The organism is Pseudomonas sp. R4-39-08 (genome assembly GCF_003852275.1).
Taxonomy (GTDB): Bacteria; Pseudomonadota; Gammaproteobacteria; order Pseudomonadales; family Pseudomonadaceae; genus Aquipseudomonas.
The window spans coordinates 1,771,613-1,793,735 of sequence record NZ_CP027733.1 but is presented as its reverse complement, the minus strand read 5'-3'; the positions used below and the strand labels follow the sequence as shown (position 1 = coordinate 1,793,735).

The 22,123-nt window shown below is 60.6% G+C and carries 27 protein-coding genes; 12 read left to right on the top strand and 15 right to left on the bottom strand.

The window, feature by feature from the left end:
• Window positions 1-29: 29 nt before the first annotated feature.
• Window positions 30-236 (bottom strand): DUF1127 domain-containing protein, encoded by a 207-nt coding sequence (locus tag C4J88_RS08185; protein ID WP_256657887.1) that lies wholly within the window; start codon window positions 234-236, stop codon window positions 30-32.
• 70 nt (window positions 237-306) lie between these two features.
• Here C4J88_RS08185 and C4J88_RS08180 point away from each other — a divergent pair, with 70 nt between their 5' ends.
• A complete protein-coding gene (locus C4J88_RS08180) occupies window positions 307-1,188 on the top strand; it encodes a LysR family transcriptional regulator (RefSeq protein WP_124366381.1) in 882 nt (293 codons plus the stop codon).
• On the opposite strand, the gene C4J88_RS08175 is transcribed toward C4J88_RS08180, so the two are convergent.
• Complete coding sequence (locus C4J88_RS08175) at window positions 1,178-1,927, bottom strand: sulfite exporter TauE/SafE family protein (protein WP_124403519.1); 750 nt, start codon at window positions 1,925-1,927, stop codon at window positions 1,178-1,180. The two genes, C4J88_RS08180 and C4J88_RS08175, sit on opposite strands and share 11 nt — an antisense overlap.
• Before the next feature lie 108 nt (window positions 1,928-2,035).
• On the opposite strand from C4J88_RS08175, the gene C4J88_RS08170 reads away from it, so the two are divergent.
• The 4 genes from C4J88_RS08170 to C4J88_RS08155 all read left to right on the top strand — a co-directional run bounded on the left by C4J88_RS08170 (window position 2,036) and on the right by C4J88_RS08155 (window position 5,212).
• The gene (locus C4J88_RS08170) at window positions 2,036-2,986 is read left to right on the top strand and encodes a LysR family transcriptional regulator (RefSeq protein ID WP_124406692.1); all 951 of its coding nucleotides are present in this window, start codon (window positions 2,036-2,038) and stop codon (window positions 2,984-2,986) included.
• Between the two features lie 81 nt (window positions 2,987-3,067).
• Entirely contained in the window at window positions 3,068-3,520 is a 453-nt protein-coding gene (locus C4J88_RS08165) for a MarR family winged helix-turn-helix transcriptional regulator (protein ID WP_124406691.1), read from the top strand.
• 230 nt (window positions 3,521-3,750) lie between these two features.
• Complete coding sequence (locus C4J88_RS08160; protein ID WP_124406690.1) at window positions 3,751-4,170, top strand: organic hydroperoxide resistance protein; 420 nt, start codon at window positions 3,751-3,753, stop codon at window positions 4,168-4,170.
• A gap of 25 nt (window positions 4,171-4,195) precedes the next feature.
• On the top strand, window positions 4,196-5,212 hold the full coding sequence (locus tag C4J88_RS08155; protein WP_124406689.1) for an alpha/beta hydrolase: 1,017 nt from the start codon (window positions 4,196-4,198) through the stop codon (window positions 5,210-5,212).
• A 65-nt stretch (window positions 5,213-5,277) separates the two neighbouring features.
• On the opposite strand, the gene C4J88_RS08150 is transcribed toward C4J88_RS08155, so the two are convergent.
• Both C4J88_RS08150 and earP read right to left on the bottom strand, forming a co-directional pair.
• Window positions 5,278-5,850: an elongation factor P gene (locus C4J88_RS08150; RefSeq protein WP_003172723.1), complete on the bottom strand. Its 573-nt coding sequence runs from the start codon at window positions 5,848-5,850 to the stop codon at window positions 5,278-5,280.
• 49 nt (window positions 5,851-5,899) lie between these two features.
• Window positions 5,900-7,033: an elongation factor P maturation arginine rhamnosyltransferase EarP gene (gene earP / locus C4J88_RS08145; protein WP_124406688.1), complete on the bottom strand. Its 1,134-nt coding sequence runs from the start codon at window positions 7,031-7,033 to the stop codon at window positions 5,900-5,902.
• 132 nt (window positions 7,034-7,165) lie between these two features.
• Between earP and C4J88_RS08140 the strand changes: the two genes are divergently transcribed.
• Window positions 7,166-7,534 (top strand): hypothetical protein, encoded by a 369-nt coding sequence (locus tag C4J88_RS08140; protein ID WP_124366375.1) that lies wholly within the window; start codon window positions 7,166-7,168, stop codon window positions 7,532-7,534.
• A 5-nt stretch (window positions 7,535-7,539) separates the two neighbouring features.
• Complete coding sequence (locus C4J88_RS08135) at window positions 7,540-8,022, top strand: GreA/GreB family elongation factor (RefSeq protein WP_124406687.1); 483 nt, start codon at window positions 7,540-7,542, stop codon at window positions 8,020-8,022.
• Between the two features lie 39 nt (window positions 8,023-8,061).
• Here the strand turns inward: C4J88_RS08135 and cysB are convergent, their stop codons facing one another.
• From cysB to C4J88_RS08110, 5 genes are all read right to left on the bottom strand, one after another.
• Window positions 8,062-9,036, bottom strand: a complete 975-nt coding sequence (gene cysB, locus C4J88_RS08130) for an HTH-type transcriptional regulator CysB (protein ID WP_124370121.1) — start codon at window positions 9,034-9,036, stop codon at window positions 8,062-8,064.
• A gap of 98 nt (window positions 9,037-9,134) precedes the next feature.
• Window positions 9,135-9,641, bottom strand: coding sequence for a universal stress protein (locus C4J88_RS08125; RefSeq protein WP_124403512.1), 507 nt, complete (start codon window positions 9,639-9,641; stop codon window positions 9,135-9,137).
• Between the two features lie 65 nt (window positions 9,642-9,706).
• Window positions 9,707-10,624 (bottom strand): 5'-nucleotidase, encoded by a 918-nt coding sequence (locus C4J88_RS08120; RefSeq protein WP_124406686.1) that lies wholly within the window; start codon window positions 10,622-10,624, stop codon window positions 9,707-9,709.
• A 15-nt stretch (window positions 10,625-10,639) separates the two neighbouring features.
• The gene (locus C4J88_RS08115; RefSeq protein ID WP_124406685.1) at window positions 10,640-11,602 is read right to left on the bottom strand and encodes a putative 2-dehydropantoate 2-reductase; all 963 of its coding nucleotides are present in this window, start codon (window positions 11,600-11,602) and stop codon (window positions 10,640-10,642) included.
• Entirely contained in the window at window positions 11,599-11,985 is a 387-nt protein-coding gene (locus C4J88_RS08110) for a thioredoxin (RefSeq protein WP_124406684.1), read from the bottom strand. Before C4J88_RS08110 ends, C4J88_RS08115 begins: the two co-directional genes overlap by 4 nt.
• Between C4J88_RS08110 and C4J88_RS08105 the strand changes: the two genes are divergently transcribed.
• The gene (locus C4J88_RS08105; protein ID WP_124370119.1) at window positions 11,984-12,418 is read left to right on the top strand and encodes a PilZ domain-containing protein; all 435 of its coding nucleotides are present in this window, start codon (window positions 11,984-11,986) and stop codon (window positions 12,416-12,418) included. The genes C4J88_RS08110 and C4J88_RS08105 overlap by 2 nt on opposite strands.
• Window positions 12,419-12,549: 131 nt before the next feature.
• Window positions 12,550-13,626: a 3-deoxy-7-phosphoheptulonate synthase gene (locus C4J88_RS08100; protein WP_124361897.1), complete on the top strand. Its 1,077-nt coding sequence runs from the start codon at window positions 12,550-12,552 to the stop codon at window positions 13,624-13,626.
• Between the two features lie 63 nt (window positions 13,627-13,689).
• Here C4J88_RS08100 and C4J88_RS08095 read toward each other — a convergent pair whose 3' ends face one another.
• A complete protein-coding gene (locus tag C4J88_RS08095; RefSeq protein WP_124406683.1) occupies window positions 13,690-13,971 on the bottom strand; it encodes a GNAT family N-acetyltransferase in 282 nt (93 codons plus the stop codon).
• 612 nt (window positions 13,972-14,583) lie between these two features.
• Here C4J88_RS08095 and oprI point away from each other — a divergent pair.
• The gene (oprI, locus tag C4J88_RS08090; protein WP_003172710.1) at window positions 14,584-14,835 is read left to right on the top strand and encodes an outer membrane lipoprotei OprI; all 252 of its coding nucleotides are present in this window, start codon (window positions 14,584-14,586) and stop codon (window positions 14,833-14,835) included.
• A 262-nt stretch (window positions 14,836-15,097) separates the two neighbouring features.
• Here oprI and C4J88_RS08085 read toward each other — a convergent pair whose 3' ends face one another.
• The 3 genes from C4J88_RS08085 to C4J88_RS08075 all read right to left on the bottom strand — a co-directional run bounded on the left by C4J88_RS08085 (window position 15,098) and on the right by C4J88_RS08075 (window position 17,101).
• The gene (locus C4J88_RS08085; protein WP_124406682.1) at window positions 15,098-16,063 is read right to left on the bottom strand and encodes a L,D-transpeptidase family protein; all 966 of its coding nucleotides are present in this window, start codon (window positions 16,061-16,063) and stop codon (window positions 15,098-15,100) included.
• Between the two features lie 80 nt (window positions 16,064-16,143).
• Window positions 16,144-16,437, bottom strand: coding sequence for a hypothetical protein (locus C4J88_RS08080; protein WP_057722836.1), 294 nt, complete (start codon window positions 16,435-16,437; stop codon window positions 16,144-16,146).
• A gap of 58 nt (window positions 16,438-16,495) precedes the next feature.
• Complete coding sequence (locus C4J88_RS08075; RefSeq protein WP_124406681.1) at window positions 16,496-17,101, bottom strand: arylesterase; 606 nt, start codon at window positions 17,099-17,101, stop codon at window positions 16,496-16,498.
• 10 nt (window positions 17,102-17,111) lie between these two features.
• On the opposite strand from C4J88_RS08075, the gene C4J88_RS08070 reads away from it, so the two are divergent.
• Complete coding sequence (locus C4J88_RS08070) at window positions 17,112-17,795, top strand: ABC transporter ATP-binding protein (RefSeq protein WP_124406680.1); 684 nt, start codon at window positions 17,112-17,114, stop codon at window positions 17,793-17,795.
• Window positions 17,795-20,305 carry an ABC transporter permease gene (locus C4J88_RS08065; RefSeq protein WP_124406679.1) on the top strand — a complete coding sequence of 837 codons (2,511 nt, stop codon included), beginning with the start codon at window positions 17,795-17,797 and terminating at the stop codon, window positions 20,303-20,305. The genes C4J88_RS08070 and C4J88_RS08065 overlap by 1 nt, the downstream gene beginning before the upstream one ends.
• A 45-nt stretch (window positions 20,306-20,350) precedes the next feature.
• On the opposite strand, the gene greB is transcribed toward C4J88_RS08065, so the two are convergent.
• Complete coding sequence (gene greB / locus C4J88_RS08060) at window positions 20,351-20,824, bottom strand: transcription elongation factor GreB (protein ID WP_124406678.1); 474 nt, start codon at window positions 20,822-20,824, stop codon at window positions 20,351-20,353.
• A 125-nt stretch (window positions 20,825-20,949) separates the two neighbouring features.
• Entirely contained in the window at window positions 20,950-21,963 is a 1,014-nt protein-coding gene (locus C4J88_RS08055) for a hypothetical protein (RefSeq protein ID WP_124406677.1), read from the bottom strand.
• Between the last annotated feature and the right edge of the window lie 160 nt (window positions 21,964-22,123).

Here is a 22,123-nt window from a genome sequence, read left to right as displayed (position 1 = left end):
ACGCGCGTCCTACCCTACTGCATTCCCGGTTACTTTCGCAGCGGGTCTTCCCAGAAATGCCGATGGATTTCCTGCTCGACATCGATACGGTTAAGACCGATATCCTTGAGCGCGTCGTCGCTCATGCCCGCCAGCATCTGGCGTTCACGATGCAGCGCCTGCCAACGCGAAATCGTATGAAGAAGCCCGGAAAGCGGCCACTTTGCCATCAATTCAACATCTGTTTGACCTTTCATCTTCTCGCCCTCCAGTGGGGATGACGCCAGTGTGTGCCTGGGCTTATGATCAATCCAACGAATGTTTCTTATGAAACACATCTCGGAGATTGATCAATTGTCCACGTACCCCAGCATCGACACCGAAGTGCTGCGCACCTTCGTCGCCATCGCCGATCAGGGTGGTTTTACCCGGGCCGGCGAGTTGGTCAACCGCACCCAGTCGGCGGTGAGCATGCAGATGAAACGCCTGGAAGAGGACGTGCTGCAGCGCAAGCTGTTCGAACGCGATGGCCGTCAGGTGCGGCTGACCCCCGAGGGCCAAGTGTTGCTGGGTTATGCGCGGCGCATCCTGAAATTGCACAGCGAAGTGTTCAACACCCTGCGCGAGCCGCATATGGTGGGCCTGGTGCGCATCGGCACGCCGGACGATTACGTGATGCGCTTCCTGCCAGGCATCCTCAAGCAGTTTTCCAAGGCTTACCCGCTGATCCAGATCGAACTGCACTGCGAGTCGTCAATGGTGCTGATGCAGCGCCGGGACCTGGCATTGACCGTGATCAGCCGCGAGCCCGGCAATGATCTGGGTGAATTCTTGCGCACTGAGCGCATGGTGTGGGCCGCCTCGCCGTGTTTCTGCGTGGACGAGCATGACGCCCTGCCGCTGGCGGTTTCCGGCGACGACTGTGTTTACACGCAGTGGGCCCGGGCGGCGCTGGATGCGGCCGGAAGGGATTATCGCCTGGCCTATCACAGCTCCAACGGCGCGGCGATCCTGGCAGTCGTCAGTGCCGGCCTGGCGGCGATGATCAGCATGGAAAGCCTGGTGCCCCAGGACCTGCGCGTACTCGGTAGCGACGAAGGCTTCCCCCCCTTGCCGTCGATGCACCTGCGCTTGCTGCGCAACCCGCAGATGACGTCGCCCATCACCGAATGCCTGGCCGACTACATCCTCGAAGGCTTCAGACTTTAAAGGTCAGCATCACCGCGCACACCACCAGGAAGCCGCAGAACAGGCCACGCAATACGCGCTCGGGTAGCGCATGAGCGACTTTCACGCCCCAGCTGATACTGAGCAGGCCGCCCACCGCCAACGGCACGCCGATCAGCCAGTCCACTTGGTGGTGCCAGGCGTAGGTGACCAGCGTCACTCCGGTGCTGGGCAGCGCCAACGCAAGGGATAAGCCTTGGGCGACGACCTGGGTGGTGCCGAAAACACTGGTCAGCACCGGCGTGGCCACCACCGCGCCACCCACACCAAACAACCCGCCCATGGCGCCCGACGCTGCGCCGAGTACGCCCAACCAGGGCCAGGAATAGCGCATGTGCGCGGTCGGCGGTGCGTTGCGGGTGAACATGCGCAACAGGTTATAGGCCGCCAGCACCACCAAAAACACGATAAACCCAATCCGCATCGCCCCGGCATCCAGGCCTACCGCCCAGATCGATCCTAGCCAGGCAAAGCTGAAGCCCATCACACCCAGCGGCAAGGCGTGGCGCAGCTCGATGCGGTTGCGCTGGTGATAGCGCCACAGGGCCAGCATCACGTTGGGGACTACCATGACCAGCGCAGTGCCTTGGGCGATCTGCTGGTCCAGGCCGAACAGCACCCCCAGCACGGGGATGGCAATCAGCCCGCCTCCAATGCCAAACAAGCCGCCCACTGTGCCAAGGGCCGCACCCAATACCAGATACATCGCTAAATCCAACACCGCTCGCTACTCCGTCATCCCAAGCCTTGCATGCTACGCAGTCGGCCCTGGTACGGAAACGCACAGCAACGCACAATGGTTGTGCCAACTTCGCATAAGCATGAGCCGATGAATCCCAATACCCTCACCGACCAACTGGGCCTGTTTCTCGATGTACTCGAAACCGGCAGCTTTTCCGCCGCTGCACGCCGCCATCCGCTGACCCCCTCGGCCGTGGCGCGGCGTATCGACAGCCTGGAAAACTCAGTCGGCAGCCGCCTGTTCCAGCGCAGCACCCATGCCGTGGTGCCCACCCCGGCTGGCCTGGCCTTTGCCGAGCGGGCGCGACGGATTGTGAGTGAATTGCAACTGGCGCGCGCCGAAGCCGTGTCGTTGAGCCATGCGCCGGAAGGCCTGATCCGCATGGATGCACCGGCGGCTTTCGGGCGACGGCACTTGGCGCCGGTGATTGCAGATTTCCTGAAGGTGTACCCTGGACTGGATGTGCACCTGCATTTGATCGACAGCTTTGTTGATATGCAGGGTGCGCATTTGGGCAAGGTCGACCTGGTACTGCGCGCCGGGCATATTGCCGACACCCGACTGATCGCCACGCCGCTCGCCAGTATTGTGCGCATCGCCTGCGCCAGTCCGGGCTACCTGAAAAGCCGCGGTACGCCGACGCACCCGCGGGAGCTGAGCGAACTTGACGGCCTGGATTGGGACGGTCTGGCGCCGATGTTCGCCTGGCGCTTCGAATTGGACGGGCGCCGCGCCATCTACCGCCCTCGCCGTATCCGTATGAGTGCCAACAATGCCGAAGCTCTGCTCAGCGGCGCCCTGGCGGGGTTGGGTATTGCACACCTGCCGACATGGCTGGCCAGCGAATACCTGGTGCGCGGTGAACTCTTGCCCCTGTTTTGTGAAAACGGCTTGCCCAGCCCGGAAACCACCGGCATTTACGCGCTACGCCTGGAACAACAACCCAATGCGCGCAGCCGATTGCTGCTGGAATACCTGAAGTCCCGTTTCAGCCCGGTGCCACCCTGGGATCTGGCCCTGCGAAGCACCATGGTCTGACCGTCCGGGTAGAATTATCTGGTGCATTAAAGATTTGCCCGCTAGATTCCAGCCCATACAGGCTTTTTTCGAGGCACCGCCATGAGCAAGAATCCCACACCCTGCGAATCCTTGATGCTGGATAACCAGCTATGTTTCGCGTTGCATTCCACCTCGCTGCTGATGACCAAGGTCTACAAGCCTCTCCTCCAGGCGCTCGGCCTGACCTATCCGCAGTACCTGGCCATGATGGTGCTGTGGGAAGAAGATGGTTTGACCGTCGGTGAAATCAGCAATCGCCTGCTCACCGACCCCGGCTCCCTGACCCCGCTGCTCAAGCGCCTTGAAGCCGAAGGCCTGTTGAGCCGCACCCGCAGCCGCGAAGACGAACGCGTGGTGGTAGTGGAGTTGACTGACGCCGGGCGGGCGCTGCAGGACCGGGCGATGGGCATTCCCCAGTGCATCCTGGGGGCCAGCGGGCTGGAACTGGAACAATTACGCAAGCTGCAGGCCGATTTGGTTGCTTTGCGCAGCAACCTGCAGAACGCAATCTAAAGACGCAACTGAACATGTGGGAGGGGGCTTGCTCCCGATAGCGGTAGGCCATATACGCATTGAGTGGCTGGCCCACCGCCATCGGGAGCAAGCCCCCTCCCACATTGTTTTCCCATCGCCCAAAAATATTTATAAAATTATCTTGCGCGCTAAACATTAGCGCTATACATTCACCTCACCAACTACTTAGCGCACAAACATTTAGCGCTAACAACACAGAGGACGACACCATGCAAACGCTCTATACCGCAGTAGCCACCGCCACCGGCGGCCGTGATGGTCGCGCTGTCTCCAGCGACAACATCCTCGACGTCAAACTCTCCACCCCCAAGGAATTGGGCGGCGCTGGCGGCCAGGCCACCAACCCTGAACAGCTGTTCGCTGCCGGCTACTCGGCCTGCTTTATCGGCGCGCTGAAATTCGTCGCCAGCCAGACCAAACGCAAGATCCCGGATGACGCTTCGATCACCGCCCATGTCGGCATTGGCCAGATCCCCGGTGGCTTCGGCCTGGACATCGACCTGCACATCAGCCTGCCAGGCCTGGCGCAAGACGATGCGCAAAGCCTGGTCGACGCCGCCCACAAGGTCTGCCCGTACTCCAACGCCACTCGCGGCAACGTTGATGTGCGCCTGCACGTAACCGTTTAACCACGCGCCCAGATCGGAGAAAACCATGAACACCTTTGCTAAAGCGCTCACCGGCAGCCTGCTTGCCCTGTCCATCAGCACCGCCTTCGCCGCTAGCGGTGATGTGGAGCACAGTACCCAGGGTTTCCTGGATGCGCTGAACGCCGGCACCGGCAAGCCCATCGAGCAATTGACGCCCCAACAGGCCCGTGCGGTGCTGACAGGTGCCCAGGCCGGGGTGAAGTTGAGCCTGCCCAAGGCAGACGTGAGCCAGAAGACCATTCAGGTCGACGGCCAGCCGCTGGACCTGACCATTGTGCGTCCAGCCGGGGTCAAGGGTACTTTGCCGGTGTTCATGTTCTTCCACGGCGGTGGCTGGGTGCTGGGGGATTACCCCACCCATGAACGCCTGGTGCGGGACCTGGTGGTGGGTTCGGGGGCAGTGGCGGTGTTCGTCAACTACACGCCGTCACCAGAAGCGCGTTATCCGGTGGCGATCAACCAAGCGTATGGCGCAACAAAATGGGTGGCCGAGCACGGTAAAGAGATCAACGTCGATGGCAAGCGCCTGGCAGTCGCGGGCAACAGCGTCGGCGGCAACATGGCAGCGGTGGTCAGCCTGATGGCCAAGGACAAGGGTACGCCGGCGATCAAGTTTCAGCTGCTGCTGTGGCCGGTGACCGATGCCAACTTCGACACGGGCTCCTACAACCAGTACGCCGAGGGGCACTTCCTCACCCGGAACATGATGAAATGGTTCTGGGACAATTACACCACCGACGCCAACCAGCGCGCCGAGATCTACGCATCGCCACTACGAGCCACCCCTGATCAACTCAAGGGGTTGCCACCTGCGATGGTGCAAACCGCTGGCGCCGATGTACTGCGTGACGAGGGGGAAGCCTACGCCCGCAAGCTGGATCAGGCCGGCGTGCCGGTGACTGCCGTACGCTACAACGGCATGATCCACGACTACGGTTTGCTGAACGTGGTCAGCCAGGTACCGGCGGTGCGCTCGGCATTGCTGCAAGCGTCGGACGAACTCAAGCAACACCTGAAGTAAACCCCGCAGGCACAAAAAAGCCCGACGCATGGTCGGGCTTTTCCGTTCGTAAGGCAGGGCCAGAATTACTTCTTGGCGCGACCTTTGTACGAACCACCTTCGCGGGTGTCGATCTCGATCAGGTCGTCGATTTCGATGAAATCGGCTACTTGCAGCTCGGTACCGTTGCTCAGTTTGGCAGGCTTCATCACCTTGCCGGAAGTGTCGCCACGAGCGGAACCTTCGGTGTAGGCCACTTTACGCACGATGGTGGTCGGCAGCTCTACGGAAACCAGGCGCTCTTCGAAGAAGATCGCTTCGCAGACGTCTTCCATGCCTTCTTCGATGAACGGCAGAACGGCTTCGATATCTTCAGCGTTCAGCTCGTACATGGTGTAGTCGGTGGTGTCCATGAACGTGTAGGTGTCGCCGCTGATGAAGGACAGGGTCGCTTCCTTGCGGTCGAGGATCACGTCGTCCAGTTTGTCATCGGCGCTGTAGACGATCTCGGTCTTGTAACCGGTCAGCAGGTTCTTCAGCTTGGTCTTCATGATGGCGCTGTTACGACCAGACTTGGTGAACTCAGCTTTCTGAACCAGCCAAGGGTCGTTTTCGAGACGGATCACTGTACCGGGTTTCAGTTCTTTACCAGTTTTCATTGCATATATCCGAAATTTGGATGGGATTTACAAAAATCAAGGTGGCGTATCATATCCAACTTTCATAAAACTGTACCAGCGCCGTCGCAAGATCGGCCTGCAAGCCCTGTTCCAGACACCAGTCTTGCGCATGCCGGCTGAGCTCCGGCCAGTGTTCCAGCAGCATTTTCCAGGATTGGGCCATATCCGCCTCGGTGTTCCAGGCTTGCCAGAGTGCAACCAGCGCCGCCTTGGCCGCGGGCGACAACGCGGCGGTGTACAGCTCGAGGAACGCATCGAGCTTGTCGAGGTGGATGTCTTCGTCCTGACGATAGATGTGCCACAGCAACGGGCGCCCGGCCCACTGGGCGCGCACGAACGAATCTTCGCCGCGCACGGCATTGATGTCACAGCACCACAGCAACAGGTCGTACTGCGCCTGGCGCACGAACGGCAGCACCTGCACAGTCAAGGCTCCGCGCTGATGCACAGCCCCCGCCGCCAACCCCTCCTCGCCCAGCCAGCGCTGCACGTCACCCAGGATGCGCCCTTCCGGCACCAACAGATGAGTGGCACGCCCGTCCGTCGACAATGCGTCCAGCCAACTGCCGAGCCCGGCGTTTTCATAGGCGAACAGTGAGATCAGGCGCGCATCGGCTAGCGGAAATACGCCCAGGCTTTGCAGGAATTGTCGCTGCGCATCGGCATCCTGCTGAAAAGCCTGACGCTGTTGCAGCAGCCCCGCCTCACGCAACAGCCCGCCGGTGCCCGGACGAAAGCCCGGGAAAAAGAAGTACTTCTGCACACCCTTGAACTTCACCGACGGCAGGCGGTGACAGCCCACCACCCAGTCCTCGGCGCTGAGGTAATCCAGGTTCATCCACAACGGCGTGCGTTCACGCGCGGCCATGGCTTCCATATAGTCAGGCGGCAGCTGGCAAGCGAACGCGGCAATCACCACATCGGCCGCAGGCGTTGTCGACCAGTCAAACGGCCAGTGGCGCACATCCACACCCGCTTGCCATTGCTGCGCCAGGTTTACATCGATCTGTGGGCACATGCGCTCGAAGGCGCGCAGGTCATCGACCCACAGGCGCACATCGCACGCGTGCTCCGCGACCAATTGGCGGGCCAGGCGCCAGGTCACGCCGATGTCGCCGTAGTTATCGACGACGCTGCAAAAAATATCCCAGCGGGCTTTCATTCCGGGCTCCACGGCTCAAAGGCTCGATTGTCCGCATAAATGCGCCGATGCAGAAGGCTTGATCGCGATTATTCTGCGCAGTGGCTGTGCGACAATCGCTGCCACGCCGTCAATGCCTGCCAGGAGGCCACCATGTCTGACCGTCCGCTGTCGCTGTTCAAGCTGTGTATCGCCATTGCCGCAGGCGTGTGGCTGGGGTTTATCGCCATCGCGCTGACCAGCTGGCTGGCATCGCGCTACCTGTTCCCGCAAAGCCTCGCACCCGTGGCCCAGGCGGTGCAGCAACTGGGTAAGCCGACCGTGGTCGCGCCGGAGCCGCCGAACCGTATGTTCGAGCAGTACCAGCAGAACCTGCAAAAACAGGAGCAGCAACAAGCCCTGGACCAGGCCCGAAGCAATGCGCGCAACCTGGCCAACCCCAAATGCCAGTTCTGGCTGCAACAGGATCAGAACGCTCCAAATGAAAAATCCAAAGCCAATGTCCTGCAATTCTGCGATTAGAGATCATGAATAAACACGCCGTCCTCCAGCTGATCCTGGAAAAACTCTGCGCCGACCTCGACATCGCCCAGCGCGCCGCGCAAACCGCCTACGAGACAGCGACACACGAGGAGAACATCGCAGAAAACAAGTACGACACTTTGGGGCTGGAGGCTTCGTATCTGGCGGCCGGCCAGGCCAAGCGGGTCGAAGAGATCAAGCAGTCACTGGCGCTGTGCCAGAACCTGCAGGTGCGTGCGTACGATGACCATCGCGGGATCGAAGTGGGTACGCTGCTGGGCCTGGAAGACGAGAACGGTCGCCAGCAATGGCTGTTCCTGGCGCCGGATGCCGCGGGCTTGAAGGTTGAAGTGGTCGGCCAGCCGGTAACCGTCATCACCCCGCGCTCGCCCTTGGGCAAAAGCCTGCTGGGCAAGCGTGTCGAGGATGAGGTAGAGATTCTGGTGGCGGGCGCCCGGCAACAGTTCACGGTTACCGAGGCCAAATGAAGCGCGGTGGCGAGGGCGTTGGCGCCCTCGCCACACGGATCAGTGAACCGGCAATTCAACGCCGTCGAACAGTTCTTCGAGTTCCTGCTTGTTGTGGCACTGGATCGCCTTGGCCATCACTTCGCGGGTCAGGTGCGGGGCGAATTTCTCGATGAAATCGCACATGAAACCGCGCAGGAAGGTGCCACGGCGGAAGCCGATCTTGGTCACGCTGGACTCGAACAGCTCGCTGGCATCGAGCACCACCAGGTCTTTATCGAGCTGGGTGTCGACCGCCATCTTGGCCACGATGCCCACGCCCAGGCCCAGGCGCACGTAAGTCTTGATCACGTCGGCGTCGGCTGCGGTGAACACCACCTTCGGCGTAAGGCCACGGTGGCTGAAGGCCTCATCGAGCTTCGAACGACCGGTGAAACCAAACACGTAGGTGACGATGGGGTATTCCGCCAGGGCTTCCAGGGTCAGCTTCGACAACTTGGCCAGTGGGTGCCCCTGGGGCACGACCACGCAACGGTTCCAGCGGTAGCACGGCATCATCACCAAATCACCGAACAGCTCCAGAGCTTCGGTGGCGATCGCGAAATCGACGGTGCCATCAGCGGCCATCTCGGCGATCTGCATCGGCGAGCCCTGGTGCATGTGCAACGCCACGTCCGGGTATTGCTTGATGAAATCACGGATCACCGGCGGCAAGGCGTAGCGTGCCTGGGTGTGGGTGGTGGCAATCGACAGGGTGCCCTTCTTCTCGTTGGAGAATTCCTGGGCGATCTGCTTGATGCTTTCGACTTTGCGCAGGATCTCACCGGCGGTGGTGATGATGCGCTCGCCGGCCGGGGTGACGCGGGTCAGATGCTTGCCGCTGCGCGCGAACACTTCAACGCCCAGCTCGTCTTCGAGCAGGCGGATCTGCTTGCTGATACCGGGTTGCGACGTGTAAAGGCTTTGAGCGGTAGCGGAAACGTTGAGGTCGTGGTGCGCCACTTCCCAGATGTAGCGCAGTTGTTGAAGCTTCATATGAATCCCTCAAAGCAGATAGACGCCACGGGTATCAGCGACGGTATATAACTATATTAAAGGTAAGATATATAAATCTAGAACTTTTTATCGTTTTTTTACCGATCCATATCATCGCTGCGTCGACGTTGCAGCGACGGCACCAGGTAAACCGGCACGCTCGCCAGCTGCAGCAACCGTGCGGCGGTACGCCCAAGCGGTGTCGCCGCCGCGCTGGCTTGGCTATGACTCCCTACGATCAACAGGTCCACGGAAAGTTTATGCAGTTGGTCGAGAATCACCTCGCAAGGGTCGCCCTGGATCACCCGCACCGAACGAATCAACTCCAGGTCCTGCTCCCCGTCCCCCAACTCCTCGCGAAAGCTGTCGAGCACCCGCTGCTCGATCGTTGCCATGACCGTGCTCAGCCCCTGGCTCTGCCATTCGCTGAGCGCCTTTTCATCAAGGTAGCTCTGCAACACCGACTCTGCGAACAACCCGATGGGCTCCACCACATGAATCACATACAAATCTGCCTTGAACGTTCGCGCCAACGCCAGGGCATGTTGCATGACGTACGGCGCATACAGGCCAAGATCCGTGGCGTACAGTATCGAACGAATCATAGAACCCCCTGGACTGCCAGGATGGCGGAGATTAAATCAGCTTAGCAGCGCCCAGGGGGTACGACTCAGCGCTCGCCCTGGATTTTCAACTCATTACTGATGCCGTGCGGCACATGCCCGGTGGCCACGACCTGCCTGGCTCTTTCGCAATGGCCGGCCTGGTCATCGAAGAACACATCGGCGGCGAATGCTTCCAGGAACGCGGATTTATCCAGGCCACCCAGGAACAGCGATTCATCCAGGCGGATATCCCATTCGCGCAACGTACGAATGACCCGCTCGTGGGACGGCGCCGAGCGCGCGGTGACCAGTGCGGTGCGAATCGGGCAGGCCTCGTCGGCGAACTCACGCTGCAACAGGTTGAGTGCCGCGAGAAAACCCTTGAACGGGCCACCGTGCAAGGGCTGGCGCGCCGACTCGCGCTCGCTGGCCTGGAATGCTTCCAACCCGCCAGCCTGGTAGACGCGCTCGGACTCGTCGGAAAACAGCACCGCATCACCATCGAAGGCGATGCGCAATTCCTCGCTCGACGCCCGACGCGCACCACCGGACAAGATAGTCGCCGCCGCAAAACCGGCGTCGAGGGCACTGCGCACATCCTCGGCATGGGTAGACAGAAACAGATGGCAACCAAAGGCGGCCAGATACGGATAGGGACTACGCCCTCCGACGAAAGCGGCGCGGGAAATATCCAGACCGTAATGCTGGATCGAGTTGAACACTCGCAAGCCGGTATCGGCGCTGTTGCGTGACACCAAGACCACCTCGACACGGGCACGCCCGAGGCTGGCGTTGAGGCTCAGCAATTTCTTGACCAGCGGAAAGGCATCGCCGGGTTCGAGGATTTCCTCCTCGTGCTCGATCTGGTATTGGCGATAGGGCTCAACCCCTTCGGCGAGGTACACCTTGTGGCTCTCGCTCAAGTCGAACAAGGCCCGCGATGAAATCGCCAGCACCAGTTTGTCGCTCAATCCTGTCGCCATGTGCTTGCCCCCGAATCAGCGAGTGTGCCGATCAATAAAACTCAAGGCCTGGTAAAGCGCCTGCATGCGCGGCAATTCGCAGCCGGCCGCTTTGGCGGCAGCCAGCGGTCGGGCGTAGATGGCCTCCAGTTCCAGCGGGCGCTTGTGCGCGTGATCGTGGTACATGCTGGGCAAGTAGTCATCCATGGTTTCGGTCATGGCGAACATCTGCTCGGCGTAACTTGCCGCAATGTCATGGCCGCAGGCGCCAGCGCCCTGTACCACTTCGGCCATCAGCGCTTGAATCAGCGCGCGGCTGGACTCATCCGCCATCAGCGCGCGGGTCCCCGTGCCCAGCAAGACAGAGAGGCCGTTGAACGGCACGTTCCACACCAACTTATGCCAGCGCGCCAGATGCACGCTGGCCATGGCCTGGGATTCGATGCCCGCTTGATGAAACAGAGCGGCCCCCTCTTCGACAATCGCTTGCTGGCGCGCTTGATCGTTGGCTGCCATGCCACTGTGATAGCCCAGATTGACCCGCCCGAGCGCTTGATGCTCGACGACGCCCGGCGCAGCGCGATGCACGCCGATGTAGCACAGGCCACCCAGCAAATGCAGCGACGACGGCAGGTGCGCGCGCAGGCTGTCTTCCACATCCAGTCCGTTTTGCAGCAGCACCACCTTGGCGTCCGGCGCCGCAACCTGGGCGAGGGTCGGCGCCAGCTCGGGGTTGCCAGTGGATTTGGTCCCCACCAACAACCAATCGCACGGCGGCATATCGGCAGGGCTGGCATACGCTTGCACCGGGTGCAGGTGCAGGTTGCCATGCACGCTACTGTTGACGCGCAGGCCGTGCTCGCGGACCGCCGCGTATTCGCTGCGCAGCAGGAAATGCACATCGAACCCGGCACGCGCCAGCATCAGGCCGTAGAAACCGCCAATGGCACCGGTGCCAATGATGCCAATGCGTGGCGAAGGGTGTGCAAGTGCGGTCATGGCAAATCCTCTGGTGTGCGGGTGAGCGCCTGGTTTATCGCGTCGACAAGGTCAGGCGGTGTAAGACGCGTCTGTAATTGCCCAAGAAATTGACCCTCGCACACGAGGAACAACGCGGGCAAATGAAAGATCTGGTAACGTTCGACCGCGCCGCCGTTGTGCCCGGCATCCACCCAGCACAGCCGGTCCACCGGCAAGCGCCAGCCCGGCAACTGCTGGCGCGCCCAGCGGCAACTCGAACAACCGACACTGGTAAACACGATCAGCGAACACCCTGGCAACCCCAGCAATTGCTGGTCGATATCCAGGTCGGTCAATTCCAGTTGCTTCACTATACTGCTGCCACTGCCGTCCATTGGACGGTGTTCGGAGTCCGTGTACATGGGTCGTTTTCTACCTCACCCTGATGATGTCGCTGTCGAGTTGATCCAACGTCCCTCTCCTGCCCTGCCCTCCCAACGCCTGCGCACTATCGGCCGTGGTGGCATTGCCTGCAACTGGCCGCGTGCCTGGCGCCCTGGCACGGCGGTCGACCTGCATATCCCCTCACTGGGCGCCAGCGCCCGCTATCCAGGCTATGTCGCGTGGTGCCGCAGGGTGGAGGCCGGCTATCGCATCGGCATCTGTTTTGCCGACGAACATGCACTGTTCGGCGCACGAATGGGTGAGCAAGTGTGCCAGATCGAACGCTACTGCCGCCTGCACGACGCCGCCGAGCCCACGCCCCAGCAACTCGAAGCCTTGGCTCGCGACTGGGTATCGCGCCACGCCAATGAGTTCTCCCATGAGACGGTTGTGCAGCCAGTGCTGGATTAAAGCGGGCTTTGCCCATTGTCGCGGGCCCGTGTTACGCGCTAAGGTTCCTCCCCCCTGCATCCAAATCATGCTGTGCTCCGCCGCACGGGGATGGCTGGCGGCCGGCACCCGTGACCCTGACGAGTAACACGATGGCTGATTTACCGATCAATGACCTTAACGTTGAATCCAACGAGACCCTGATCACGCCCGATCAGCTCAAGCGCGAAATTCCCCTGAGCGACGCTGCCCTGCAGACCGTCACCAAGGGCCGCGAAGTCATCCGTGACATTCTCGACGGCACCGACCACCGCCTCTTCGTCGTGATCGGGCCTTGCTCGATCCACGACCTCAAGGCGGCCCACGAGTACGCCGAACGCCTCAAGGTGCTGGCAGCGGAAGTGTCCGACACCTTGTACCTGGTGATGCGCGTGTATTTCGAGAAGCCGCGTACAACGGTTGGCTGGAAAGGCTTGATCAACGACCCGTACCTGGACGACTCGTTCAAGATCCAGGACGGCTTGCACATCGGTCGTCAACTGCTGCTGGACCTGGCGGAAATGGGCCTGCCCACCGCTACCGAAGCGCTGGACCCGATTTCCCCGCAGTACCTGCAGGACCTGATCAGCTGGTCGGCCATCGGCGCCCGCACCACCGAGTCCCAGACGCACCGCGAAATGGCTTCCGGCCTGTCCTCGGCCGTGGGCTTCAAGAATGGCACCGACGGCGGCCTGACGGTGGCGATCAACGCGCTGCAATCGGTCTCCAGCCCTCACCGCTTCCTGGGCATCAACCAGGAAGGCGGCGTGTCCATCGTCACGACCAAGGGCAATGCCTACGGGCACGTGGTACTGCGCGGCGGCAACGGCAAGCCCAACTATGACTCGGTCAGCGTCGCACTGTGCGAACAGGCGCTGAACAAGGCCGGGATCAAGCCCAACATCATGGTTGATTGCAGCCACGCCAACTCCAACAAGGACCCGGCCCTGCAGCCGCTGGTGATGGAAAACGTCGCCAACCAGATCCTCGAAGGCAATCAGTCGATCATCGGCTTGATGGTTGAGAGCCACCTGAACTGGGGTTGCCAGGCCATTCCAAAAGACCTGGCCGACTTGCAGTACGGGGTGTCGATCACCGATGCGTGCATCGACTGGGCCGCTACCGAGAACACCCTGCGCAGCATGCACGCCAAGCTCAAGGACGTATTGCCCAATCGCAAACGCACCTGAAGCTGAATCAGGCACACACAAAAACGCCGGGCTAAACCCGGCGTTTTTTTTATGGCTGCTCGTTCAGAGCTTTGCGGCATGGCGCTGGTTGCGCTCCATGTAGCGTTCCACATAAGAGCAGGACGGGATGACCGTGTAGCCTGACTCTTCGGCGAACTTCAACGCCTCTTCAGTCAACGCGGCCGCAATGCCACGCCCACGCAACGCGTTGGGCACAAACGTACGATAGATATCCAGGGTCTGTTTCCCGAGGTCCATGTAGGTCAGATAGGCACGATGACCGTCCACATTGGTCTCGAACTGATGACCAGCCTGGTCATGGTGGATGGACAACGCCTCGCTCATCACTACTCCTCGCGGGTCTTGAATATTGACCCTACCTTACCGATGTTTTTCCGGCGAAGGAACATCTACGCCACCCCGTGCCGGTTTCGACAACGAGAAAACCCTGAGCGCTCACACCTGCACGTAGGGAATAGTAGGCACCAATCCAGCAATTGCTCAAGGCACACTCGTCATCCCCTGCCACAGGTGGAATATTAGAAAGGGCCTCGATCACCCGGTGATCGAACGCCTGAACATTGCCGGCAGTTGAAGCGTGAGACGAACTGGCGCCGTTAAAGTCACCTCTAGATAAGCGAAAGATGCCCGGTGCGAGACAACCCGCCGCAACGAAAGTGCCGGCTTGGATATATAAAATTTCATCTATTTACACCGCTCGACGCATGCGGGCCGGCCCTTTCAGCCTGGATCCAATCTTCGACAGAATGAAAAAATCTGGCGGGTTTTTATACAAACCTTCAAAAGATTAGCCAAAATAGATTCGGTGCAAGAATTTTTTTTGCTTCTTGCGCTACGTCAGTTTACTTACTACAAGTAATGGGTAGTATGTACGCCGGCTATTAGCTCACTCTGAGACAGTAGCCATCTAATAGAAAGTCCTTGAAGGGGAACACGATGAACAACGTTCTGAAATTCTCTGCTCTGGCTCTGGCCGCAGTTCTGGCTACCGGTTGCAGCAGCGTCTCCAAAGAAACCGAAGCTCGTCTGACTGCAACGGAAGACGCAGCAGCTCGCTCCCAGGCTCGTGCAGACGAAGCCTACCGTAAAGCTGATGAAGCGCTGGCTGCTGCTCAAAAAGCACAACAGACTGCTGACGAAGCTAACGAGCGCGCTCTGCGCATGCTTGAAAAAGCAAGCCGCAAGTAATAATCCCTCGGGGTTGTTATCAAGCCGATCCATTTATGGGTCGGCTTTTTTTTACCTGAAATCCGCTGCGCCAGGCAGCAGGAGCGGGCTTGGGGTAATGCCGGTCAGTAAAGCGAAAGAGGGTCACTGTAGGAGCGAGCTTGCTCGCGAAAAACGTCTAGGCAACACGTTCATTCTGGATAAACGCGGTGGCCCTGAGTTCTTCGCGAGCAAGCTCGCTCCTACAAAAGCCTTAACTGACTGGCATTAGGGCTTGGGGCGTCTATTGAAAATCAACTGGCGCGCTGGAAGCGATCGGAGCGACGCCAGGCACACCGATTTCCGTCGGCAAACCATCCTCCGCCGCCACCACATCACGCACCTGATCCCAACTCACCCGCAGGCTATTGGCCAGGTCCTCACGCTTGAGCAAGGCATTGATCACCGCCGTGTGCTTGTCGACCACCGACGGCGTGCCATCGTCGTTCAACGGCGTATGAGCTTCGAGGTAGACCTTGCCGCCGGCGCTGCCGAACTTATAGGCGTCGTTGATGATGCGTACCGAGGTGCCGACCGGCACCATGCTGGCCATTTCCAATACGTTGTTGTTGAACATACGGAAGCAACCGTGGCTGGTACGCGTGCCGATACCAAATTTCATGTTTGAGCCATGAATCAGATAACCCGGCGTGCCCAGGGTGAACTTGAACGGGCCCAACGGGTTGTCGGGGCCGGCAGGCACCACGTTGGGCAGCGGGTCACCGTTGGCGGCGTGTTCGGCCTTGATCGAAGCGGGCGGTGTCCAGGTAGGGTTCGGCGTCTTCGCGATGATGCTGGTATGGGCAATGGGCGATCCCCAGCCTTCACGACCAATCCCCAACGGAAAGGTGTAGACCACGTTCTGGCCCTTGGGGTAGTAGTAGAGCCGATACTCCGCAAGGTTGATCACAATGCCTTCGCGCGGGCCCGGCGGCAGGATGAAACGCGTCGGCAGCACGATGTCCGTCCCCGCGCCCGGCAGCCAGGCATCGACGCCCGGGTTGGCCGCGACCATTTCCGAATACCCCAGGTCATACGTAGTGCCCAGGTCGGCAAACGTATCTTCGTATTTGGCCTTGATCACCTGGACCTGGCCGACGATGTCCTCACCAGGGGGCGGCAACGGCAACTGCAAGGCTTGCGCCGCGCCGGCCGCACAGAGCGCAGCAAGAGACAGGCAACAGGTAACGACGGAGAGGCGCGACAACATCCGGAAAATCCTTCGCAGACGACGGTAGGAAAAAACTGATTGTATACGTGAAGCGAGCGCCTGGCATCAAGCCGGCCGCGCTAGAGCTCGAAGCGCAGCTCTGGCCAGATCGGCGGTGTACCGCGCTTTTGCGACTCGAGAATCGCCCTGCACAACGGGCACAGCCGCTGGTCCTGGAAGATCGAACGATCCACCGAAGACCAGAGCGGTTGCGCCGGCAGTAAGGTGCCGCAGAGCGTGCGGTCAATCGAGCCGCCCAACTCCAGTTGACGCGCCACCAGATGCACCCGGACTTCCTGGCAGGCGAACAGATCCAGCTGTTCGTCCGGCTCGATCAGTTGGTAATTAAACAGGGACCAGGCAGGACGCGACATCAGGGGCTCCAAATCGGGGGGGCGCCACCTTAGCCGAAAGCCTGCCGGTAGAAAAGCGTCATAACAGCGGTTTTAGCGTTGGCCAGACATTTTCCAGCAACTTGCCCTGGGCCGGGACTGCCGGGTGCAGGCCGTCCGCTTGCATCAGGTCGGGATGTCCACCCACCCCCTCCAGGAAAAACGGCACCAGCGGCACCTTTTTTTCCTCTGCTACTTCGCCGAATACCTTGGCGAACGCTTCGACGTAACGCTTGCCATAGTTGGGTGGAATCTGCATGCCCAGCAGCAGCACCTTGGCACCGCTGTCCTGGGACGCCTGAATCATCGAAGCAAGATTTTGTTTCAATTGCGCCGGCGGCTGACCACGCAGCCCATCGTTGCCGCCCAACTCGATCACCACCACACCCGGTTTATGCGCTGCAAGCGCCGCAGGCAACCGCGCGAGGCCTCCGGCACTGGTGTCGCCACTGATCGAAGCATTCACCACTTTATCGTCAAAACCCTCCTGCTTGAGCCGTTGCTCCAGCAGGGCAACCCACCCTTTGCGGGTATCCAGGCCGAAACCGGCACTGATACTATCGCCAACGATCAGGACTGTACCCGCCGCTGCGTTCTGGGCCATGCACATCAAGGCCAGGCCAGCACTCAAAAACCACATTCGCATCGGATTCTCCATGGGCGCAAGCATTCTCACCGCGCGAAACCTCAGCAAAGTGGTTCCCAGCGCGGAAGGTGAACTGACTATCCTGCACGAACTGAGCCTGGAACTGAACAAGGGCGATAGCCTGGCTATCGTCGGCAGCTCCGGTTCCGGCAAATCCACCCTCCTCGGCCTGCTGGCCGGCCTTGACCTGCCCAGCGGCGGTGAAGTCACCCTGGCCGGTCAAGCGTTGAGCAGCCTCGACGAAGACCAGCGCGCGCGGATCCGTGCCGAACACGTGGGCTTCGTGTTCCAGTCCTTTCAGTTGCTCGACAGCCTCAATGCGCTGGAAAACGTCATGCTGCCACTGGAACTCGACGGCCGCAAAGATGCCCGCGAGCGCGCCACGCACCTGCTGGAGCGCGTCGGCCTTGGCAAGCGCCTGACCCATTCGCCGCGCCAGCTGTCCGGCGGCGAGCAGCAACGTGTGGCGATTGCCCGCGCGTTTGCCGCCGAGCCGGACGTACTGTTTGCCGACGAGCCCACCGGCAACCTCGACAGCCACACCGGCGAGCGCATCAGCGACCTGCTGTTCGAACTCAATAAAGAGAGCGGCACGACCTTGGTACTGGTCACCCATGACGAGCGCCTGGCCCATCGTTGCCGACGCCTGATCCGCCTTGAAGCCGGCCTGATGGTCGCGCCCCTGGAGCCTTGATGGCACGCCTGCCGTTGTTACGTCTGTTCAGCCTTGCCATGCGCCAATTACTGCGCGATGCCCGCGCCGGTGAACTGCGTGTATTGTTCTTCGCGCTGCTGGTGGCCGTGTCCGCCAGCACCGCTATCGGGTATTTCGGCGCGCGCCTCAACGGCGCCATGCTGCTGCGCGCCACCGAGTTCCTGGGCGCGGACCTGATACTCGAAGGCAGCTCGCCGGCCCGCCCCGAGCAGGTCAGGTCCGGCACCGAGCTGGGCCTGGATCATGCGCGCATCGTCGAATTTTCCAGCGTTATCGCCGCGGATAACGGCATCCAGCTCTCCAGTATCAAGGCGGTCAACGAGCAGTACCCGTTGCGCGGCGAACTCAAAAGTACGGGTGAGCCCTTTGGCGCCGAAACCCCAGGCGGCGGCCCCAAACCCGGTGAAGCCTGGGTGGAAGCGCGGCTGCTGACAGCGCTGGACCTGAAGGTCGGCGACAGCATCGACGTGGGCATGAAGACCCTGCGCCTGGCACGCATACTGACGTACGAGCCCGACCGCGCCGGCAATTTCTACAGCCTCACGCCCAGGGTAATGATCAACCTGGCGGACCTGGACGCCACCGGCGTAGTCCAGCCTGGCAGCCGCGTGAGCTACCGCGAACTGTGGCGCGCACCGCCCGGCAGCACGGCACTGCAAACCTATCGCGACCTGGTCAAGCCGGGCCTCGCGGCCAACCAGCGCCTGCAGGACTCGCGCGATGGTAACCAGCAGATCGGCGGTGCCCTGGGCAAGGCCGAGCGTTACCTGAATATGGCCAGCCTGGTGGCGGTGTTACTGGCCGGCGTGGCCGTGGCGCTGTCGGCCAACCGCTTTGCCAGCCGCCGCTTCGACGCCAGCGCCCTGCTGCGCTGCCTGGGGTTGTCACGACGCGAGACCATGCTGCTGTTCAGCCTGCAACTGAGCGTACTGGGCCTGTTGGCGAGCCTGGCCGGCGCCCTCCTCGGCTGGCTCGCGCAATTTGGTCTGTTCTACTTCCTGCACGACCTGTTGCCCGCAGACGTGCCACCCGGCGGGCTGCTACCGGCCGTTGCAGGGATCGGCACCGGGCTGGTTGCCCTCGCCGGCTTCGCCCTCCCGCCCCTGGCCGCACTGGGCCGGGTGCCGCCGCTGCGGGTACTGCGTCGTGACCTGCTGCCTATCCCCTCGAGCACCTGGATGGTTTATGGGGCGGCGCTCTTCGCCCTGGGCCTGATCATGTGGCGCCTGAGCCTCGACCTGGTGTTGACCTTCGCGTTATTGGGCGGCGGCGTGGTAGCCGCACTGATCCTCGGCGGCTTGTTGCTGCTGTTATTGCAAAGCCTGCGCCGGTTACTTGCGCGCGCCTCCTTGCCGTGGCGACTGGGCCTGGGCCAATTGCTGCGCCATCCATTGGCCGCCGCCGGCCAGTCCCTGGCGTTTGGCTTGATCCTGTTGTCCATGGGTTTGATCGCCCTGCTACGCGGTGAACTGCTCGACACTTGGCAGAACCAATTGCCCAAGGATGCGCCCAACTACTTCGCGCTCAATATCCTGCCAGCCGACAAAGACGCCTTTGGCGCCCGCCTTCTGGAAGTCCAGGCGCAATCGGCACCGCTCTATCCCGTCGTGCCCGGTCGGCTGATCAGCATCAACGGCGAACCCGTACAAGAGATTGTCAGCAAGGATTCCAGCGGCGATCGCGCCGTGCAACGGGACCTGAGCCTGACTTGGGCCGCCGACTTGCCCCCAGGTAACGTACTGACGGCGGGTACCTGGTGGACCGCGCAACCGGGCGATGACATTCCCGGAGTGTCGGTGGAAGCCAAGGTGGCTGAAAGCCTGAAACTCAAGCTCAACGACCATCTGGTATTCACCATCGGCGGGGAGAATCGCGAGGCCCGGGTCACCAGCCTGCGGACCATCAACTGGGACAACTTCCAGCCCAACTTCTTCATGATCTTCCAACCGGGCACCTTGAAGGATTTGCCGACCACCTACCTGACCAGCTTCTACCTGGCGCCAGGGCATGATCAGCAGATCGTCGACCTGTCCCGAGCCTTCCCGGCCGTCACTATCCTGCAGGTCGAGGCCCTGCTGGAACAGCTGCGCAGCATCCTCGCCCAGGTGACCCTGGCGGTGGAGTACGTGCTGCTGTTCGTGCTCGCCGCGGGCATGGCCGTGCTGTTTTCCGGTTTGCAGGCCACCCTGGACGAGCGAATCCGCCAGGGTGCGCTGCTGCGTGCACTGGGGGCCGAGCGCAGGCTGCTGGTCAAGGCCCGGCGCATCGAGTTCGGCCTGCTGGGGGCGGTCAGTGGTTTGCTGGCGGCACTGGGCACGGAACTGGTGACCTGGGTGTTGTACCGCTATGCCTTCGATCTGGCCTGGCACCCTCACCCCTGGCTGTTGCTGCTGCCTGTGATCGGTGCGGTGCTGATCGGTGGCGCCGGGGTGTTCGGTACACGCCGTGCGTTGAACGCCAGCCCGCTGACGGTGCTGCGCGAGGGCTGAAACACGAATGGCGCTTGCTCCACTCGGAGCAAGCGCCATTCGTTGCTATTTCACATATTCAATCCGGGTAATCCACCAGCACACCTCACCGCCGGGGGTCTGCACGATGGCTTCATCGTCCACCGCCTTGCGCAGCAGCGCACGCGCCATGGGAGAGTCGATAGAGATGTAATCCATTCGGTCGTAGATCTCGTCATACCCCACAATGCGAAAACGCTTGGTCTCGCCCTGCTCGTTCTCGACATCGACCCACGCCCCAAAAAACACCTTGCCCTCCTGCTCGGGCATGTATTCCACCACGCGCATATCTTCGAGGCGTTTGCGCAGGTAGCGCACCCGCCGATCGATCTCACGCAACAGCTTCTTGTTGTACTGGTAATCCGCGTTTTCGCTGCGATCTCCCAGAGAAGCCGCCCACGTCACCTTGCGCGTCGTGTCCGGGCGCTTCTCACGCCAAAGGTAGTCCAACTCCTTTTTCAGCGCTTCATGGCCTTCTTTGGTAATCAGCTTGGTACTCAAACGCGCACATCCCCAGGCAATGTCCATTAGTGTCGACAGGCCACGGCATCATACCCTGGCGTCGGCTGGCGGGGAGCGATGATAAATCAACGGCGCAAAGTTTCCAGATCGACAGGCTCATCGACTCAGCCCTGTCCATCGAGTACCTGGTCCAGTTCAACGAGCGTGCCTTGCAGGCGCTGTCGCATCAGCGATAGCTGCGACATCATCAGCACCATCTTTTCGGTCTTTTGACTCACCTCCAGTTCTTGCTCCTGCAGTCGCGAATGGCGTTGGTCCAACGCCCGGCTTTTTTCATCCTGCTGGGTCTGCTGTTGTTGCAGTCGGGCCTGCCACTGTTCAAGCATCTCTTCGCGTTCGGTAACGGCCTGTTTTTTCTGCGTCAATTCCTGGGCAACCCTTGCGAGATTGCTCAGCGTACTGTCTATCTCAAGCATGGAGGTATGTTCTCTAGGAGAGAGGGAGGACGACGGGGTTTCGAGGTGTTCTGCCTGAACGGATTGCGCTCGGGGTTCGGCTGGCACCTGCGGCACCTCCGGCACCTCGGATTCCGTGACCTGTGAATGAGGTGGCTCTTCAACGAGGGCTTCTTCCACAGGCGGCGGGGCGGACTTGGGCTGGCTCTTGCCTCGGGGCGGTGCAACCATTTGTGATGAAAAGCGAATGGAAGGCACGATGACTGCGCTGCTTTCGATCGCAGGCGCAGCAGGGGCAGACATGCCCAATGTAATCACCTTCATCACAAGGGCTTTCTTGACGATCACCGAGTGATGGTCCTCGGGCCTGGCAGGCGGCAACCTGCAGCCTTTCAGGTCAATGAAATGAAACGGAACCTGAGATTCATTGAGGGCACTGTCCTTATTGCCCGATGCCGCCGCCATCATCAGGATTTGCTTGAAGACTTGCATCGCTACTTGCAAATCCTCTTTGGACTCGACGCCGCCAAGGAAATACCGCTCGAGTTTTTTGCGCAAGGCCGCGATATACACCCTGGAATGACCAGGCTCGGCTTCTTCATCAAAGCTATACACCAGGAAGTTGGAAGCAGTCTGTTCGACAGCGAACCCACACAGCAGTGCGCCGTTGACCGGGGCATTCTCGCCGCTGCGCTCAAGAACAAGGGTACGTAAAAGCATCATGGCAGTCAGGCCTCATTATAAAAAGAAAACCTTATATAAATATCAGACAAATATCCGACCATTATTAAGTACTCAACACACAACAATTGTTTCAGTACGTAATCAACTCAAACGTAGGACTTTACTTATTAAGTGCACCCAGCGTTCCCAAGCACGGGTA

Excerpts from the sequence above, each read along its gene's own strand:
- C4J88_RS08100 (WP_124361897.1), top strand. The coding sequence starts at position 12,550 with ATGGCTGATTTACCGATCAATGACCTTAACGTTGAATCCAACGAGACC.
- C4J88_RS08070 (WP_124406680.1), top strand. The coding sequence starts at position 17,112 with ATGGGCGCAAGCATTCTCACCGCGCGAAACCTCAGCAAAGTGGTTCCC.
- C4J88_RS08115 (WP_124406685.1), bottom strand. The coding sequence starts at position 11,602 with ATGACCGCACTTGCACACCCTTCGCCACGCATTGGCATCATTGGCACC.
- C4J88_RS08085 (WP_124406682.1), bottom strand. The coding sequence starts at position 16,063 with ATGTTGTCGCGCCTCTCCGTCGTTACCTGTTGCCTGTCTCTTGCTGCG.
- C4J88_RS08150 (WP_003172723.1), bottom strand. The coding sequence starts at position 5,850 with ATGAAAACTGGTAAAGAACTGAAACCCGGTACAGTGATCCGTCTCGAA.
- oprI (WP_003172710.1), top strand. The coding sequence starts at position 14,584 with ATGAACAACGTTCTGAAATTCTCTGCTCTGGCTCTGGCCGCAGTTCTG.
- C4J88_RS08165 (WP_124406691.1), top strand. The coding sequence starts at position 3,068 with ATGAGCAAGAATCCCACACCCTGCGAATCCTTGATGCTGGATAACCAG.
- earP (WP_124406688.1), bottom strand. The coding sequence starts at position 7,033 with ATGAAAGCCCGCTGGGATATTTTTTGCAGCGTCGTCGATAACTACGGC.
- C4J88_RS08105 (WP_124370119.1), top strand. The coding sequence starts at position 11,984 with ATGGGTCGTTTTCTACCTCACCCTGATGATGTCGCTGTCGAGTTGATC.
- C4J88_RS08155 (WP_124406689.1), top strand. The coding sequence starts at position 4,196 with ATGAACACCTTTGCTAAAGCGCTCACCGGCAGCCTGCTTGCCCTGTCC.
- C4J88_RS08160 (WP_124406690.1), top strand. The coding sequence starts at position 3,751 with ATGCAAACGCTCTATACCGCAGTAGCCACCGCCACCGGCGGCCGTGAT.
- C4J88_RS08185 (WP_256657887.1), bottom strand. The coding sequence starts at position 236 with ATGAAAGGTCAAACAGATGTTGAATTGATGGCAAAGTGGCCGCTTTCC.
- C4J88_RS08180 (WP_124366381.1), top strand. The coding sequence starts at position 307 with ATGAAACACATCTCGGAGATTGATCAATTGTCCACGTACCCCAGCATC.
- C4J88_RS08125 (WP_124403512.1), bottom strand. The coding sequence starts at position 9,641 with ATGATTCGTTCGATACTGTACGCCACGGATCTTGGCCTGTATGCGCCG.
- C4J88_RS08055 (WP_124406677.1), bottom strand. The coding sequence starts at position 21,963 with ATGATGCTTTTACGTACCCTTGTTCTTGAGCGCAGCGGCGAGAATGCC.
- C4J88_RS08065 (WP_124406679.1), top strand. The coding sequence starts at position 17,795 with ATGGCACGCCTGCCGTTGTTACGTCTGTTCAGCCTTGCCATGCGCCAA.
- C4J88_RS08110 (WP_124406684.1), bottom strand. The coding sequence starts at position 11,985 with ATGTACACGGACTCCGAACACCGTCCAATGGACGGCAGTGGCAGCAGT.
- C4J88_RS08095 (WP_124406683.1), bottom strand. The coding sequence starts at position 13,971 with ATGAGCGAGGCGTTGTCCATCCACCATGACCAGGCTGGTCATCAGTTC.
- C4J88_RS08170 (WP_124406692.1), top strand. The coding sequence starts at position 2,036 with ATGAATCCCAATACCCTCACCGACCAACTGGGCCTGTTTCTCGATGTA.
- C4J88_RS08080 (WP_057722836.1), bottom strand. The coding sequence starts at position 16,437 with ATGTCGCGTCCTGCCTGGTCCCTGTTTAATTACCAACTGATCGAGCCG.
- cysB (WP_124370121.1), bottom strand. The coding sequence starts at position 9,036 with ATGAAGCTTCAACAACTGCGCTACATCTGGGAAGTGGCGCACCACGAC.
- C4J88_RS08135 (WP_124406687.1), top strand. The coding sequence starts at position 7,540 with ATGAATAAACACGCCGTCCTCCAGCTGATCCTGGAAAAACTCTGCGCC.
- C4J88_RS08140 (WP_124366375.1), top strand. The coding sequence starts at position 7,166 with ATGTCTGACCGTCCGCTGTCGCTGTTCAAGCTGTGTATCGCCATTGCC.
- C4J88_RS08075 (WP_124406681.1), bottom strand. The coding sequence starts at position 17,101 with ATGCGAATGTGGTTTTTGAGTGCTGGCCTGGCCTTGATGTGCATGGCC.
- C4J88_RS08120 (WP_124406686.1), bottom strand. The coding sequence starts at position 10,624 with ATGGCGACAGGATTGAGCGACAAACTGGTGCTGGCGATTTCATCGCGG.